14 protein-coding genes are annotated in these 15,121 nt (G+C 71.6%); 7 read left to right on the top strand and 7 right to left on the bottom strand.

Annotated features, from left to right (window positions below; translation table 11 throughout):
• Positions 1 to 15: 15 nt before the first annotated feature.
• Positions 16 to 600, top strand: coding sequence for an ANTAR domain-containing protein (locus ACYVDA_RS16445; protein WP_460819521.1), 585 nt, complete (start codon positions 16 to 18; stop codon positions 598 to 600).
• Between the two features lie 114 nt (positions 601 to 714).
• On the opposite strand, the gene ACYVDA_RS16440 is transcribed toward ACYVDA_RS16445, so the two are convergent.
• The 3 genes from ACYVDA_RS16440 to ACYVDA_RS16430 all read right to left on the bottom strand — a co-directional run bounded on the left by ACYVDA_RS16440 (position 715) and on the right by ACYVDA_RS16430 (position 2,749).
• Complete coding sequence (locus ACYVDA_RS16440; protein WP_460819520.1) at positions 715 to 1,017, bottom strand: Dabb family protein; 303 nt, start codon at positions 1,015 to 1,017, stop codon at positions 715 to 717.
• An 8-nt stretch (positions 1,018 to 1,025) separates the two neighbouring features.
• Complete coding sequence (locus ACYVDA_RS16435) at positions 1,026 to 1,244, bottom strand: hypothetical protein (RefSeq protein WP_460819519.1); 219 nt, start codon at positions 1,242 to 1,244, stop codon at positions 1,026 to 1,028.
• 116 nt (positions 1,245 to 1,360) lie between these two features.
• Complete coding sequence (locus tag ACYVDA_RS16430) at positions 1,361 to 2,749, bottom strand: aspartate aminotransferase family protein (RefSeq protein WP_460819518.1); 1,389 nt, start codon at positions 2,747 to 2,749, stop codon at positions 1,361 to 1,363.
• A gap of 164 nt (positions 2,750 to 2,913) precedes the next feature.
• On the opposite strand from ACYVDA_RS16430, the gene ACYVDA_RS16425 reads away from it, so the two are divergent.
• From ACYVDA_RS16425 to ACYVDA_RS16410, 4 genes are read left to right on the top strand one after another with little or no spacing between them, the layout of a single operon-like run.
• Positions 2,914 to 4,347: an aminobutyraldehyde dehydrogenase gene (locus tag ACYVDA_RS16425; protein WP_460819517.1), complete on the top strand. Its 1,434-nt coding sequence runs from the start codon at positions 2,914 to 2,916 to the stop codon at positions 4,345 to 4,347.
• A 37-nt stretch (positions 4,348 to 4,384) separates the two neighbouring features.
• A complete protein-coding gene (locus ACYVDA_RS16420) occupies positions 4,385 to 5,620 on the top strand; it encodes a saccharopine dehydrogenase family protein (protein WP_460819516.1) in 1,236 nt (411 codons plus the stop codon).
• 22 nt (positions 5,621 to 5,642) lie between these two features.
• Positions 5,643 to 7,163 carry an ABC transporter substrate-binding protein/permease gene (locus ACYVDA_RS16415; protein ID WP_460819515.1) on the top strand — a complete coding sequence of 507 codons (1,521 nt, stop codon included), beginning with the start codon at positions 5,643 to 5,645 and terminating at the stop codon, positions 7,161 to 7,163.
• A complete protein-coding gene (locus tag ACYVDA_RS16410; RefSeq protein ID WP_460819514.1) occupies positions 7,160 to 7,924 on the top strand; it encodes an amino acid ABC transporter ATP-binding protein in 765 nt (254 codons plus the stop codon). Before ACYVDA_RS16415 ends, ACYVDA_RS16410 begins: the two co-directional genes overlap by 4 nt.
• Before the next feature lie 312 nt (positions 7,925 to 8,236).
• Here ACYVDA_RS16410 and gabT read toward each other — a convergent pair whose 3' ends face one another.
• From gabT to ACYVDA_RS16395, 3 genes are all read right to left on the bottom strand, one after another.
• Entirely contained in the window at positions 8,237 to 9,628 is a 1,392-nt protein-coding gene (gene gabT / locus ACYVDA_RS16405) for a 4-aminobutyrate--2-oxoglutarate transaminase (protein WP_460819513.1), read from the bottom strand.
• Between the two features lie 149 nt (positions 9,629 to 9,777).
• A complete protein-coding gene (locus ACYVDA_RS16400) occupies positions 9,778 to 10,659 on the bottom strand; it encodes an SCO6745 family protein (RefSeq protein ID WP_460819512.1) in 882 nt (293 codons plus the stop codon).
• Complete coding sequence (locus tag ACYVDA_RS16395; protein WP_460819617.1) at positions 10,656 to 11,930, bottom strand: phospholipase D-like domain-containing protein; 1,275 nt, start codon at positions 11,928 to 11,930, stop codon at positions 10,656 to 10,658. Before ACYVDA_RS16395 ends, ACYVDA_RS16400 begins: the two co-directional genes overlap by 4 nt.
• 98 nt (positions 11,931 to 12,028) lie before the next feature.
• Between ACYVDA_RS16395 and uvrB the strand changes: the two genes are divergently transcribed.
• Complete coding sequence (gene uvrB / locus ACYVDA_RS16390; RefSeq protein WP_460819511.1) at positions 12,029 to 14,158, top strand: excinuclease ABC subunit UvrB; 2,130 nt, start codon at positions 12,029 to 12,031, stop codon at positions 14,156 to 14,158.
• Positions 14,155 to 14,418, top strand: coding sequence for a DivIVA domain-containing protein (locus tag ACYVDA_RS16385; RefSeq protein ID WP_460819510.1), 264 nt, complete (start codon positions 14,155 to 14,157; stop codon positions 14,416 to 14,418). Before uvrB ends, ACYVDA_RS16385 begins: the two co-directional genes overlap by 4 nt.
• On the opposite strand, the gene ACYVDA_RS16380 is transcribed toward ACYVDA_RS16385, so the two are convergent.
• Positions 14,404 to 15,090 (bottom strand): ion channel, encoded by a 687-nt coding sequence (locus tag ACYVDA_RS16380; protein WP_460819509.1) that lies wholly within the window; start codon positions 15,088 to 15,090, stop codon positions 14,404 to 14,406. The two genes, ACYVDA_RS16385 and ACYVDA_RS16380, sit on opposite strands and share 15 nt — an antisense overlap.
• Positions 15,091 to 15,121: the final 31 nt, after the last annotated feature.

Here is a 15,121-nt window from a genome sequence, read left to right as displayed (position 1 = left end):
GGCCCGTCGGTCGAGGTGGCGTGGAACAGCGAGGTCTCGCTGGTCTCCGACGCCGCCCGGGAGACGCGGTGGCCCGAGCTGGGCCGCCGGATCTCCGAGCTCGGAATGTCATCGGTGCTGTCGGTCCGGCTCGCCGCCGGTTCCGACGTCCTCGGCTCGCTCAGCCTGTACAGCGCCGAGGTCGAGGCGTTCGACGCCGGTGCCATCGCCGCGGCGTTCAGCTTCGCCGCGCACGCCGCCGTGGCACTGCACTCGGCCCGCCAGCGGGAGGCCTACACCGAGTCGGTCGAGACCCGCCACCTGATCGGGGTGGCGCAGGGCATCCTGATGGCCCGCTACGGCCTCGACCGCGAGCAGTCCTTCGAGCTGCTGCGGCGGCACTCCAACCGCAGCAACACCAAGCTCCGCGAGGTCGCCCAGCAGGTCGCCGATCTCGGGGAGGTGCCGCAGGACGATCCCGTGCTTCGCGCGATCGACGGGCCCGAGCCCGGCCGTCCACCGCGCCAGCGCCAGCCGGGGCGGGCCGGCGCGCCGCGTGCCGGCGGGCGCGGGGACTCCGTGCTGCCCCCGGACCTCCCGTCCGAGGCCGGCGCGGGCTAGGGGCCCGGGCCCGGGGACCGTCGATCCCCGACGGCGGCGACCTCGGGGTCGGGCGTCGGGTCGGCCCACGCACTCAGCAGAGCAGCCTCGGCGCCGGACCCGGGGTGGGCGGACTCAGGGCAGGCGGAACTGGATGCGCTGGATGGACTCCGAGATCGGCGCGAATAGCTCGCGGCGGATGCGGTTGTGCTCCTCGTCGAGGTCGTAGGCGCGGTAGGCGGCCTCGTCGGGGAAGTCCACGGTGAGGCAGTACGACGCGTTGGCCTCCCGCAGGCCGAGGTCCTGGCCGGCGACGATGCCGGCGAGGCCGGGCGGGACCCCGTCGAGACGGTAGTCGCGCAGGGCCTGGAGGGCCGCCTCGACCTGCTCCGGGGGTACGCCGGGGCGCACCACGCCGACGACGACGTTGCGGATCACCGGAGGGGTCAGAGGGCGGTGAGCTTGGTGAACGGGCTCAGGACGCGGACCGGCTTGCCGGCGAAGTCGACGGTCACGGCCGACTCCTCGACGTTGGTGATCTTGCCCAGCCCGTAGAGGTCGTGGGTGACGCGGTCGCCGACGGCGAACTCCTCGATCACCGGCTCCGGGTCCGGGGCGAAGGGGCTGTTGGGCAGGTGGCGGCGGCGCGGGGGAGGGGGAGTCATAGCAACCCCAGTATGCCGCGTGCCGGGGGTTTCGTCGTACTCCGAGACGCCGCAACGCCCCGCACGGTGAGATGCGGGGCGTTACGGAGCGGGTCAGGACGTGACGGGCGGAGGCCTCAGAGCTGGGCCCAGGCGCGGGTCAGGACGTCGCGCAGGACGCGCTCGATCTCGTCGAAGACGGCCTGGTCGGCCACCAGCGGGGGAGCGAGCTGGATGACCGGGTCCCCGCGGTCGTCGGCGCGGCAGTAGAGGCCGGCCTCGAAGAGCGCGCCGGAGAGGAAGCCGCGCAGGAGCCGCTCGGACTCCGCGTCGTCGAAGGTCTCCTTGGTGGCCTTGTCCTTGACCAGCTCGATCCCGTAGAAGTAGCCGTCGCCGCGCACGTCGCCGACGATCGGCAGGTCGGTGAGCTTCTCCAGGGTCGCGCGGAAGTCGCCCTCGGTGGCCAGCACGTGCTCGTTGAGCTGCTCGCGCTCGAAGATGTCGAGGTTGGCCATCGCCACCGCCGTCGAGACCGGGTGGCCGCCGAAGGTGTAGCCGTGGGCGAAGGAGGTGTCGCCCTTGCTGAACGGCTCGAAGAGCCGGTCCGTGGCGACCATCGCGCCCAGCGGCGAGTAGCCGGAGGTGAGGCCCTTGGCGCAGGTGATGATGTCGGGCTGGTAGCCGTAGCGCTCGGCGGCGAACATGTGGCCCAGGCGGCCGAAGGCGCAGATGACCTCGTCGCTGACCAGCAGCACGTCGTACTCGTCGCAGATCTCGCGGACGCGCTCGAAGTAGCCGGGGGGCGGCGGGAAGCAGCCACCGGAGTTCTGCACGGGCTCCAGGAAGACCGCGGCCACGGTGTCGGGTCCCTCGAACTCGATCGCCTCGGCGATCCGGTTGGCGGCCCACTGGCCGAAGGCGTGCTCGTCGTGGGGCCCGAGGTAGGAGGTCTCGTCGGACCGGTAGAAGTTGGTGTTCGGCACCCGGAAGGTCGAGGGGACCAGCGGCTCGAACGGCGCCTTCATGCCCGGCAGGCCGGTGATCGACAGCGCGCCCTGCGGGGTGCCGTGGTAGGCGATCGCGCGGCTGATCACCTTGTGCTTGGTCGGCTTGCCGGTGAGCTTGAAGTACTGCTTGGCCAGCTTCCAGGCCGACTCGACGGCCTCGCCGCCACCGGTGGTGAAGAAGACCCGGTTCAGGTCGCCCGGGGCGTACGACGCCACCCGCGCGGCGAGGTCGATCGCGGTGGGGTGGGCGTAGGACCACAGCGGGAAGAAGGCCAGCTCGGCGGCCTGCTTGGCGGCCGCCTCGGCGAGCTCGGTGCGACCGTGACCCGCCTGCACCACGAACAGGCCCGCCAGGCCGTCGATGTAGCGGTTGCCGTGGGCGTCCCACACGTGCACGCCGTCACCGCGGACGATCGTGGGCACCTGGTGGGTGTCGTAGGTGGAGTGCCGCGTGAAGTGCATCCACAGGTGGTCCTTGGCAGCGCGCTGGCGCGACTCGTGGAGCTGGAGGTCGTTCATCGCAAGTCACCTCGTGACGTGGTGGGCAGAAGGCTTTCAGTCTGCCTCGTGAGACGGGGGTCTGGCAAACGATCCGGCGACGTAACGCCGATGTTTCGACCGAATCCGATGCTCGAGGCCCTTGAGGTCTACCGATTCCGTTGTCGCGACACTAGGCTCCCGGCATGCCTGGCACCCACTTCCGCAACGTGATCAACGGTGAGCTCGTCGACGCCGCGTCGGGCGAGAGCTACGACGTGGTCGACCCCACCACCGGCGAGTCCTACGCGACCGCGCCGCGCTCGGGCTCCGAGGACGTCGACCGTGCGTACGCCGCCGCGGACGGCGCCTTCGAGGGCTGGGGGTACGCCACCCCGCAGGACCGCTCGAACGCCCTGCTGAGGCTCGCGACGGCCGTCGAGGACCGGATCGAGGAGATCAACGCCGTCGAGTGCCGCGACACCGGCAAGCCCCTCGGCCTCACCATGGCCGAGGAGATGCCCTACGCCGCGGACCACCTCAGGTTCTTCGCCGGTGCCGCGCGGATCCTCAACGGCGTCTCCGCGGGGGAGTACATGGCCGACCACACCTCCTGGGTGCGTCGCGAGCCGATCGGCGTCGTCGGCCAGGTCACGCCGTGGAACTACCCGCTGCTGATGATGATCTGGAAGATCGCGCCCGCCCTCGCGGCCGGCAACACCGTGGTCCTCAAGCCGTCCGACACCACCCCGGCCTCCTCGACGCTCCTGGCCGAGATCGCCCAGGAGTTCCTGCCGCCGGGCGTGCTCAACGTCGTGTGCGGCGACCGCGACACCGGCCGGCTGCTGGTCGAGCACAGGACCCCGCAGATGGTCGCCATCACCGGCTCCGTGCGCGCCGGCATGCAGGTCGCCGAGTCCGCCTCCCGCGACCTCAAGCGGGTCCACCTCGAGCTCGGTGGGAAGGCGCCCTGCCTGGTCTTCGACGACGCGGACGTCGCCGCGGCGGCCGAGGGCATCGCCGGCGCCGGCCTCTTCAACGCCGGCCAGGACTGCACCGCCGCGACCCGGGTCCTGGTGCAGGCCGGCGTCCACGACGAGTTCGTGGCGGCCCTCGCCGCCGCCGCGCAGGGGATGCCGACCGGCCTGCCCGACGCCGAGGGCACCTACTACGGCCCCCTCAACAACGCGAACCAGCTCGCCCACGTCAGCGGGATGGTCGACCGTCTGCCCGACCACGCGAGCGTCGTCACCGGCGGCACCCGACACGGCGACCGCGGGTACTTCTACGACCCCACGGTGCTCAGCGGCCTGCGGCAGACCGACGAGCAGGTCCAGACCGAGATCTTCGGTCCCGTCATGACCGTGCAGGAGTTCTCCGACGAGGCCGAGGCGCTGCGCTGCGCCAACGACGTGCCGTACGCCCTCGCCTCGAGCGTGTGGACCAAGGACCACGCCCGGGCGCTCCGGGTCTCGCGCCGCCTCGACTTCGGCGCGGTCTGGATCAACACCCACATCCCGTTCATCAGCGAGATGCCGCACGGCGGCTTCAAGCACAGCGGCTACGGCAAGGACCTGTCGATGTACGGCTTCGAGGACTACACCCGCATCAAGCACGTCATGAGCTACACCGGTGAGTGACGTGGTCCCGACGAGCACGACCGATCAAGGGGGAACGATGAGGATCCTGCTGGTGGGCGCGGGCGGGGTGGGGTCGGCGTTCACGGCCATCGCCGCGCGACGCGACTTCTTCGAGGTCTGCGTGGTCAGCGACTACTCCGTGGAGCGGGCCGAGAGGGCGGTGGCGGGGCTCGGGGACGACCGGTTCGTCGCCGCCCGGATCGACGCCTCCGACACGGCGGCCGTCGAGGCGCTGGTACGCGAGCACCGGGTGACCCACGTGATGAACGCCGTCGACCCGGTCTTCGACGTGCCGATCTTCGAGGGCGCGATCGCCGGCGGGGCCGACTACCTCGACATGGCGATGAGCCTGTCGCAGCCGCACCCCGAGCGCCCGCACGAGCAGACCGGGATCAAGCTGGGCGACGAGCAGTTCGCGGTCGCCGACCGGTGGGAGCGCGAGGGACGCCTGGCCCTGGTGGGCATCGGGGTCGAGCCCGGCCTCTCCGACGTCTTCGCGCGGTACGCCGCGGACCACCTGTTCTCCGACATCGACGAGCTCGGCACGCGCGACGGGGCCAACCTGGTGGTCCGCGACGAGGCCGGCCAGGAGATCTTCGCGCCGTCGTTCTCGATGTGGACCACGATCGAGGAGTGCCTCAACCCGCCCGTGGTGTGGGAGCGCGACCGGGGCTGGTTCACCACGGCGCCGTTCAGCGAGCCCGAGGTGTTCGACTTCCCCGAGGGGATCGGGCCGGTCGAGTGCGTCAACGTGGAGCACGAGGAGGTGCTCCTGATGCCGCGCTGGGTGGACTGCCGGCGGGCCACCTTCAAGTACGGCCTGGGCGAGGAGTTCATCGCCATCCTGCGCGCGCTGCACACCCTCGGCCTGGACCGCACCGAGCCGGTGAGCGTCAAGGGCGTCACGGTGTCGCCGCGCGACGTCGTCGCCGCCGTGCTCCCCGACCCGGCCACGATCGGCCCCCGGATGACCGGCAAGACGTGCGCGGGCCTCCAGGTCACCGGCACCGGCAAGGACGGGCGGCCGCGGTCGACGTACCTCTACCAGGTGGTCGACAACGAGTGGTCGATGCGCGAGTACGGCCACCAGTGCGTGGTCTGGCAGACGGCCGTCAACCCCGTGGTGGCGCTGGAGCTGCTGAGCACCGGTGTCTGGAAGGGCACCGGCGTGCTCGGCCCCGAGGCCTTCGACGCGGTGCCGTTCCTGGACCTGCTGACCGAGTACGGCGCCCCGTGGGGTCAGCGCGACGACGAGGTCGCGTCAAGCTCGTAGGACGGCAAACTAGAGTGGGTGGGTGGAGAAACCTGCTCGCCCCGGCGCGCTCACCCGGGTCGCCCTGCTCGTCCTGACGGTGCTGGGCCTGCTCGTCGCGCTGCCCGGGTCGTCGTACGCCGCCCCCCACCCGCGCGCCGCCGACGGCTCGTCCGGGAGCGGCCGGGTCGTGAAGGTGGGGACCGAGGGCACCTACCCGCCGTTCTCCTTCCGCGACCCCAAGACCCAGCAGCTCACCGGCTACGACCTCGAGGTCGTCAGGGCGGTCGCGAAGGAGGCGGGCTGGCGGCTGCAGTTCGTCACCTCGACCTTCGACGCGATCTTCCCGGCCCTGGACTCCGGGCGCATCGACGTGGTGGCCAACCAGGTCACGATCAACCCCGAGCGCAAGGCCCGCTACGCCTTCTCCACGCCGTACACCTTCTCCCGCGGCGTCATCGTCGTGGCCAAGGGCAGCACGGGGATCACCTCGCTGGCCGACCTGAAGGGCAAGACGACCGCGGAGTCGGCGACCAGCAACTGGAACCAGGTCGCCAAGCAGGCGGGCTCGAAGGTCCAGACCGTCGAGGGGTTCGCCCAGGCCGCGGCCCTGGTCAAGCAGGGTCGCGTCGACGCGACCGTCAACGACGACCTCGCCGTGCTCGACTACCTGGCCTCGACGGGGTCGAAGGACGTCCGGATCGCCGGCAACGCCGGCACCGACGTCTCCCAGCAGGCCCTCGCCTTCCGCGCCAAGGACACGGCGCTGCGCGACGAGGCCGACGCCGCGCTGGCGAAGCTGCGCAGCAACGGCACCCTGGCGAAGATCTCCAGGTCCTACTTCCAGGCCGACGTGTCGGTGGAGAAGCAGGGCGCCATCAAGGTCAAGGCCTCCGACACCGGCCGCAGCACCTGGCAGGTGCTGGCCGACACCGCGGGCCCGATGCTCGTGGGCGCGCTCAAGATCACCCTGCCCCTGACGGCGATCAGCTTCGCGCTGGGTCTCCTCCTGGGCCTGGCCACCGCCCTGGCGCGCCTGTCGCGGCGACGCGTGCTGGACCTCCCCGCGCGGTTCTACGTCTCCGCGATCCGCGGCACCCCGCTGCTGGTCCAGCTCTTCATCATCTTCTACGGCCTCCCCGAGCTCGGCATCGACCTGCCCCGGTTCGTCGCCGCGGTGCTGGCGCTGAGCCTCAACGTCGGGGGGTACGCCGCGGAGATCATCCGCGCCTCGATCCTCGGCGTGCCGCGCGGGCAGTTCGAGGCCGCGACGACCATCGGCATGGACTACCGCACCAGCCTGCGGCGCATCGTGCTGCCGCAGGCCGCGCGGATCGCGGTGCCACCGCTGTCGAACACGCTGCTCTCGCTGGTCAAGGACACCTCGCTGGTGGCCGTGGTGCTGCTGACCGACCTGTTCCGCGTCGCCCAGAACGCGGCGGCGGTGAGCGGGCAGTTCATGGCGCTCTACCTGCTGGCGGCCGTCTACTACTGGGTCATCTGCTGGGTGCTGTCGCAGGTCCAGCAACGGATCGAACGTCGTCAGGAGAGGTACGTCGCATGAGCGCGCTCGTCGAGGCCCGGGGCCTCACCAAGTCCTTCGACGGCACCCCGGTGCTGCGCGACGTCACCTTCGCGGCCCAGGAGGGCACCGCCACGGCCGTGCTCGGGCCGTCCGGGTCGGGCAAGACCACCGTGCTGCGCTCGCTGAACGTGTTGGAGACCCCGGACGCCGGCACGGTGCGGATCGGCGAGGCCTCGGTCGACTTCTCCGACCTCCCGCACGACCGCAAGGAGCGGCAGCGCGTGATCGCCGCCCTGCGCTCGCGCAGCGGGATGGTCTTCCAGTCCCACCACCTGTTCCCGCACAAGACCGTCCTGGAGAACCTCACCGAGGGCCCGGTGGTCGTGCAGCACCGCCCCGAGGACGAGGCCGTCCGCGACGCGCGGGCCCTGCTCGAGCGGGTGGGCCTGGCGGGACGCGAGGACTCCTACCCCTCCCAGCTCTCCGGCGGCCAGCAGCAGCGCGTCGGGATCGCCCGGGCGCTCGCGCTCCGACCGCAGGTGGTGCTGCTCGACGAGCCCACGTCCGCGCTGGACCCCGAGCTGGTGGGGGAGGTCCTGGCCGTCGTGCGCGACCTCGCCCGCGAGGGCTGGACGATGGTGATCGTCACCCACGAGGTGCGCTTCGCCCAGGACGTCGCCGACCAGGTGCTGTTCCTCGACGGGGGCGTCATCGCCGAGCGCGGCGGCCCCGAGGTCATCACCGACCCCACCCAGGAGCGCACCCGGCAGTTCCTGCGCCGGATCCTCGCCCCGGGGTGAGGACGGCCGGGCCGGGGTGGGGCGGGCGATGCGGGCGAGTGACGCGGGGTCGGGGCGCGCCACCCGCCCTGCAAATGTCGCTGACGGGGCGCACGAGGTGCCCCGGAGCCCCACGCGTCACATCCCCACGGGAATGGTCTGCCTATGTGGTCGCCCGAGCGGGCGTACGCCGAGGGCCTGGACCCACGCGCCACATGTGCAGAGCGACCTCTTCAACGGCCCCGCGGCGGCGCAGCCCGCGCTCTGCATTCCCGGCGACCAGTCAGTCAGTCGGTCTGGCGGCCGGGCCGGCCGACCTGCACGGCCTGAGCCTCAGGCGGTCTCGCGCAGGACGATCTCCTCGAGCACGTCGAGGGCCTCGTGGAGCAGGTGGTCGGGCATCACGAGCGGGGGCAGGAAGCGCAGCACGTTGCCGAAGGTGCCGCAGGTCAGGGTGAGCACCCCGGCCTGGTGGCACGCGGCGCTGACGCGACCGGCGAGCGCGGCGTCGGGGGTGGTCGTGCCGGGCTCGACGAGCTCGATGGCGATCATCGCGCCGCGCCCGCGCACGTCGCCGATCGCGGGGACCTTGTCGGCCAGGGCGCGCAGCCGGTCGGTCATCAGCTGCTCGATGCCGCGGGCGGCGGCGTTGAGGTCGAGGCTCTCCATGGTGGCGATCGAGCCCAGCGCGGCGGCGCACGCGACGGGGTTGCCGCCGTACGTCCCGCCGAGGCCGCCGCCGTGGACGCTGTCCATCATCTCCGCGCGGCCCACGACCCCGGCCAGCGGCAGGCCGCCGGCGATGCCCTTGGCCACGGTGACCAGGTCGGGCACGACGCCCTCGTGGTCGCTGGCGAACCAGGCGCCGGTGCGGCACATCCCCGACTGGATCTCGTCGGCCACGAAGACCACGCCGTTCTCGCGGCACCACGCCGCGATCGCGGGCAGGAAGCCCTCGGCCGGCACCACGAAGCCGCCCTCGCCCAGGACCGGCTCGATCACGACGCACGCCAGGTTGGCCGCGCCGACCTGCTTCTCGATGACCTCGATGGCCCGGGCGGCGGCCTGCGCACCGGTGATCGGGGCCGGCTCGCGGAACGGGTAGGACACGGGCGCGCGGTAGACCTCGCCCGCGAACGGCCCGAACCCGTCCTTGTAGGGCATGTTCTTGGCCGTCATGGCCATCGTCAGGTTGGTGCGGCCGTGGTAGGCGTGGTCGAAGACGGCCACGGCGTCGCGACCGGTGTGGTGGCGCGCGATCTTGACGGCGTTCTCGACCGCCTCGGCGCCGGAGTTGAACAGCGCGGCCTTCTTGGCGTGGTCGCCGGGGGAGAGCCGCACGAGCGCCTCGCAGACCTCGACGTACCCCTCGTAGGGCACGACCATGAAGCACGTGTGGGTGTACGCCGCGACCTGCGCCTGCACCCGCTCGACCACCTCGGGGGCGCTGTTGCCCACGCTGGTCACCGCGATGCCGCTGGCGAGGTCGATGAAGGAGTTGCCGTCGACGTCGACGACCACGCCGCCCCCGGCCGCCGCGACGTAGACCGGCAGCGTGCTGCCGACGCCCGAGGCGACCGCCGCCGTGCGACGACCGTGCAGCTCCAGCGAGCGCGGGCCGGGGACCGCGGTGACGATGCGGCGCTCCTGCGGCAGGTCGGGACCGCCGACGGAGACGCTGTTCGCGTCGTGGATCGGGGCGGGCGCAGCGGTTTCAGTCGTCATGAGGTCCTCCGACCACGAGATCAGTCAGGTGAAGCAGGTCGTCCCAGTATCCGTCCCCGGCCCGCCCCGCGGCAAGCGGGCGCGACCGCCGGGGACGGGTGCGGCCCGTGGGGAGGGGCAGCGGTCGCGGGTCGCCGGAGGCGCCGGGGTCAGTCGCCGAGCGCGCCCAGGCGCCCGGGCAGCACCCCGGAGTCGAGGACCGCGCGACGCAGCGGGGTCAGCAGCTCCCCGAGCCGGCGGGTGTCCTCGGGACCGAGCGCCTCCCACGGCTGCGCGGAGATCCGCGCGGTGTCGGCCTCGAGCGCCTCGCGCGCGGCGCGGCCCTCGTCGGTCAGGGCGGCCCCTGCGTCGGGGGCGGCGTCGAGCCAACCGCAGCCGCGCAGGCGCTCCTCGGCCAGGGCGTACTCCTCCGGCGTCCACCCGCGGGTGGCGCGCAGGAACCGCTCCTTGCCGGCCCAGGCGCCGTCGAGGACGGTGGCCTCGACCGGGTCGATGCCGCGGGCCAGCAGCAGGGCCACGTGGCCGTCGCCGCGGTGCTCGCGCACCAGGGTCGCGGCGTGCCACAGGGCGAGCAGGTCGTCCTCGGGCCAGGGGAGCTGGGCGTGGGCGGCGTACAGCGTGCGGCCGGCGGCCCCCTGCGTGCTGGCGGCCAGGTGGTCGGTGAGGCGTCGGGCGAGGTCCAGGGCCTCGGTCACGTCGGGGGAGCCGACCGTGCGCTCGAGGGCGCGGGCCATGCCGCGACGGCGGGCCTCGACCAGGGCCGCGGGGGTGGTGACCTCCCACGCCGCGGGGAGGGCGGCGTCGTGCAGCCAGGGCGCGAAGACGTAGAAGGTGGCCTCGCTGACGCGGGGACCCACGGCTCCCATCGCGGCCGCACGGGCGGGGAAGTAGGCCAGGCGCCCGTCGAGCCCGAGGCCGACGTACTCGGCGGTGACCTCCTCGGCGAAGTAGCCGACGACGTGGAGGACCTCCAGCGCGGCCCAGGCGCGGCGGGCGTCGGCGGCGGTGCTCGACGGCTCGGACGCGCTCACAGCAGCGGCCGCAGCGGCTTGAGGATGAGCTCGGTGAAGCGGGCGTAGACGTCGCGCGACTGCCACTCGGCCAGCGTCAGCGGCAGGCTGTTGGTCAGGTCGGTCTCGAAGATGCGCTCCATCTCGCTGGCCAGCGCCGCGTCGATGATCTCCACGTTCACCTCGTAGTTCCCGGTCATGGACAGGCGGTCGACGTTGGCCGTGCCGATGGTGCTCCAGCTGCCGTCCACGGTCGCGGTCTTGGCGTGCACCATCGCGTCGCGGAAGCGGTGGATCGAGATGCCGGCGTCGAGCAGCTGGCGGAAGTAGCCGCGCGAGATCCAGTCGGCCACGATGTGGTTGGACTTGGCCGGCAGCAGGAGGCGCACGTCGACCCCGCGCCGGGACGCGGCCACCAGGCTGTCGACGAAGTTCTCGTCGGGGATGAAGTAGGCCACCGTCATCCACACGTTGGTCTGGGCGCGGTTGATGGCCTCGAGGTACATCGAGCGGATCGGGAACATCCACAGCCGCGGCACGTTGCGGTGCACCCGGATCCGGGGCTCCCACTCCGGGGTCGCCGCGACCACCATGGGCGGCTCGCGGTGGGCCCGCCGCGCCTGGCGGGTGAGCCGGGGCAGCATCCGCGACCCGTCCTGGTGGAGGTTCCAGAAGTCGGCGAAGGCGCGCTTGAGGTCCCACACGCCCGGCCCGGTGATGCGGCAGTGGGTGTCGCGCCACTCGGTCGCGTAGGCGGCGCCGATGTTGTAGCCGCCCACGAAGCCCACCCGGTCGTCGACGACCAGGATCTTGCGGTGGTCGCGGCCGTAGCGGCGCAGGTCCAGGAAGCGCCAGCCGGCGCTGTAGACGGGGAAGGCCAGGACCTTGACCCCGGCGGGGAAGTGCTTGAAGCGCGGGCTGACCACCAGGTTGGCGAAGGAGTCGTAGATGACCCGGACCTCGACGCCCCGGGCGGCCGCGTCGATGACGGCCTGCTTGAAGCGCATCCCGATCTCGTCGGCCTTCCAGATGTAGGTCTCGAGCAGGACCTGGTGCTGGGCCCCGGCGATGGCGGCCAGCATGTCGTCGTACAGGTCCTGGCCGTAGGTGTACGTCGTGACCGTGCCGTCGCCGACCTGCGTCTCGGCCGCCGTGCGCGTCGGGAACGGCTTCGGCCTCTTGCCGCGACGGCGGTAGGAGTCGACCAGGCTCATCGCCACGGCGACGAGCACCGGGACCCCGAAGGTGACCGTGAGGAAGCGGCGCACCACCGTGGCCACGGGGTGGCGCATGTTGACGAGGGGGTGGTGGCGGCGCTGCACGGACCCCATCCAAGCAGAGCCCTCCCTCGCGCGGAGGTCCTGTCGGTGGTGGCCCGTAGCCTGGGCTCATGCGTCCAGTCACCGATCTCGAGCGCCGTGTCGCGCCGTTCGACGTCCAGTCGGACTACCAGCCCGCCGGCGACCAGCCGGCCGCGATCGAGGAGATCACCAAGCGGATCAAGGACGGCGTGCACGACGTCGTCCTGCTCGGCGCGACCGGCACCGGCAAGACCGCCACGGTGGCCTGGGTCGCCGAGCAGCTCCAGCGCCCGCTGCTGGTGATGCAGCCCAACAAGACCCTGGCCGCCCAGTTCGCCAACGAGCTGCGCCAGCTGTTCCCCGACAACGCGGTCGAGTACTTCGTCTCCTACTACGACTACTACCAGCCCGAGGCCTACGTCCCCCAGACCGACACCTACATCGAGAAGGACTCCTCCATCAACGAGGAGGTCGAGCGGCTGCGGCACTCGGCGACCAACTCGCTGCTGACCCGGCGCGACGTCATCGTGGTCTCGACCGTGTCCTGCATCTACGGCCTGGGCACCCCGCAGGAGTACGTCGACCGGATGCTGCGCCTCAAGGTCGGCAAGGAGATGGACCGCGACGACGTCCTGCGCCAGCTGGTCAACATCCAGTACACCCGCAACGACCTGTCCTTCACCCGCGGCACCTTCCGCGTCCGCGGCGACACCCTGGAGGTGTTCCCGGTCTACGAGGAGCACGCCGTGCGGGTGGAGTTCTTCGGCGACGAGATCGAGCGGATCATGACGCTCCACCCGGTCACGGGCGAGGTGATCACCGAGGACAACGAGATCTACGTCTTCCCCGCCACCCACTACGTCGCGGGGCCGGCCCGGATGGAGCGCGCCATCGCCGGCATCGAGAAGGAGCTGGAGGAGCAGGTCGCGAACTTCGAGCGGCAGGGCAAGCTGCTGGAGGCCCAGCGGCTGCGGATGCGCACCACCTACGACATCGAGATGATGCGCCAGGTCGGGTCCTGCTCGGGCATCGAGAACTACTCGATGCACATCGACGGCCGCCAGCGCGGGAGCGCCCCCAACTGCCTGATCGACTACTTCCCCGAGGACTTCGTGCTCGTGGTCGACGAGTCCCACGTGGCGGTCCCGCAGATCGGCGGGATGTACGAGGGCGACATGTCGCGCAAGCGCAACCTGGTCGACCACGGCTTCCGGCTGCCCAGCGCCATGGACAACCGGCCGCTGAAGTGGGAGGAGTTCCTCGAGCGCATCGGGCAGACCATCTACCTCTCGGCCACGCCCGGCAACTACGAGCTCGCCAAGGGCGGCGGCGACGACAACGTGGTGGAGCAGATCATCCGGCCCACCGGCCTGATCGACCCCGAGGTCGTGGTCAAGCCGACCAAGGGCCAGATCGACGACCTGATGGGCGAGATCAAGCTGCGGGTCGAGAGGAACGAGCGCGTCCTGGTCACCACGCTGACCAAGAAGATGTCGGAGGACCTCACCGACTACCTCCTGGAGAACGGCGTCCGCACCCGCTACCTGCACTCCGAGGTCGACACCCTGCGCCGCATCGAGCTGCTGCGCGAGCTGCGGATGGGGGAGTACGACGTGCTGGTCGGCATCAACCTGCTCCGCGAGGGCCTCGACCTCCCCGAGGTCTCGCTGGTCGCGATCCTCGACGCCGACAAGGAGGGCTTCCTGCGCTCGGACAAGTCGCTGATCCAGACCATCGGTCGAGCGGCCCGCAACGTCTCCGGCCAGGTGCACATGTACGCCGACAAGGTCACGCCCTCGATGGAGAAGGCGATCGAGGAGACCAACCGGCGGCGCGAGAAGCAGGTCGCCTACAACACCGCCCACGGCGTGGACCCGCAGCCGCTGCGCAAGAAGATCGCCGACATCACCGAGATGCTGGCGCGCGACGACGAGGACACCGAGGCCCTGCTCAAGACCTGGCAGGGCACCGGCGCGCGGGGCGACAAGTCCAAGAAGGCGCCCGTGCCGGGCCTGTCGAAGATGAACGAGAAGGTCCGCGAGCGGCTGCCCGACACCGCCGGCCTCCCGTCCTCGGACCTGGCCGAGCTGGTCCAGCAGCTCTCGGAGCAGATGCACACCGCGGCCGCCGAGCTGCAGTTCGAGGTCGCGGCCCGCCTGCGGGACGAGATCAACGACCTCAAGAAGGAGCTGCGGCAGATGATGGAGGCCACCCGGTGAGCGAGGGCGCCGACCCCACCGGGCTGGCGCAGCGGATCCGCGAGGTGCGCTTCGCACCGGTGCGGCTGCGGACCAGCTACGAGATGGGCGGGGTCGACGACCTGCTCGACGACCTCGCCGACGCCGCCTCCACCGGCCGCCCGCTGCGCCCGCTGGTCGACGCGGCGCGGTTCACCACCGTGCGGATCCGCGAGGGCTACGACATCGCGGGTGTCGACGGCTTCCTGGAGCGGCTGGTGGCCGACTCACCCGTCGGATGAGTGGTTCTCGCGCACGGTCATCGCGACCAGGCGCGAGATCACCATGGCGACGTACAGCACCCCGGCGACCTGCTCGAGGATCACCACCGACCGGGCGTGGTCGCCGACCGGGAGGATGTCGGAGAGGCCGACGCTGGTCAGGTTGGTGAAGGAGAAGAACAGCAGCTCGAAGAAGCGCCCGCTGCCGGAGGTGAGCGGGTCGATCGACCCGGGCCAGACGATCGTGATCGCCACGAAGACGTAGCAGAACGCCCAGGCCACCACCGTGAAGGCGGCCCCGATGGCGTAGAGCTCGTCGGTGGTGACGTGCTGGTCGTGGAAGAGGTAGCGGATCGTGCTGTAGGCGACGTAGAAGTAGAACGGCGCGTGCAGCAGCGCCCCGACCAGCGCCACGGTGTCCGAGCCCGGGTAGAACGCCTCGAGCACCGTCAGCGCCAGCGCCGGCACCCCGATCACCAGGGCGACCACGGTGAGGGCCGGCGTGCTGCGCACGACCCGCACCGCCAGCAGGACCGCGATCATGCCCAGCGCCCCCAGGAACGCCGACCCGACGCGGGTGCCGTCGAGGAACGGGTAGGCCAGCACGGCCAGCAGCTGCGCCGCCAGCAGCATCGCCGACGGGTGCTGGAAGGGTCCCCAGCTGCTCGGGCGCGGGCCGGTCGGGGTGTCCACGCCGGGGAGTCTAGGGCTGGTCGCCCCCGGT

Source organism: Nocardioides korecus (assembly GCF_054778395.1).
This window is presented reverse-complemented; position numbering and strand designations above follow the sequence as displayed.

What these genes read in the sequence shown, in the direction of transcription:
- ACYVDA_RS16435 (WP_460819519.1), bottom strand. Translation starts at nt 1,244, where the DNA reads ATGACTCCCCCTCCCCCGCGCCGCCGCCACCTGCCCAACAGCCCCTTC.
- ACYVDA_RS16430 (WP_460819518.1), bottom strand. Translation starts at nt 2,749, where the DNA reads ATGAACGACCTCCAGCTCCACGAGTCGCGCCAGCGCGCTGCCAAGGAC.
- ACYVDA_RS16425 (WP_460819517.1), top strand. Translation starts at nt 2,914, where the DNA reads ATGCCTGGCACCCACTTCCGCAACGTGATCAACGGTGAGCTCGTCGAC.
- ACYVDA_RS16420 (WP_460819516.1), top strand. Translation starts at nt 4,385, where the DNA reads ATGAGGATCCTGCTGGTGGGCGCGGGCGGGGTGGGGTCGGCGTTCACG.
- ACYVDA_RS16410 (WP_460819514.1), top strand. Translation starts at nt 7,160, where the DNA reads ATGAGCGCGCTCGTCGAGGCCCGGGGCCTCACCAAGTCCTTCGACGGC.
- gabT (WP_460819513.1), bottom strand. Translation starts at nt 9,628, where the DNA reads ATGACGACTGAAACCGCTGCGCCCGCCCCGATCCACGACGCGAACAGC.
- ACYVDA_RS16395 (WP_460819617.1), bottom strand. Translation starts at nt 11,930, where the DNA reads ATGCGCCACCCCGTGGCCACGGTGGTGCGCCGCTTCCTCACGGTCACC.
- uvrB (WP_460819511.1), top strand. Translation starts at nt 12,029, where the DNA reads ATGCGTCCAGTCACCGATCTCGAGCGCCGTGTCGCGCCGTTCGACGTC.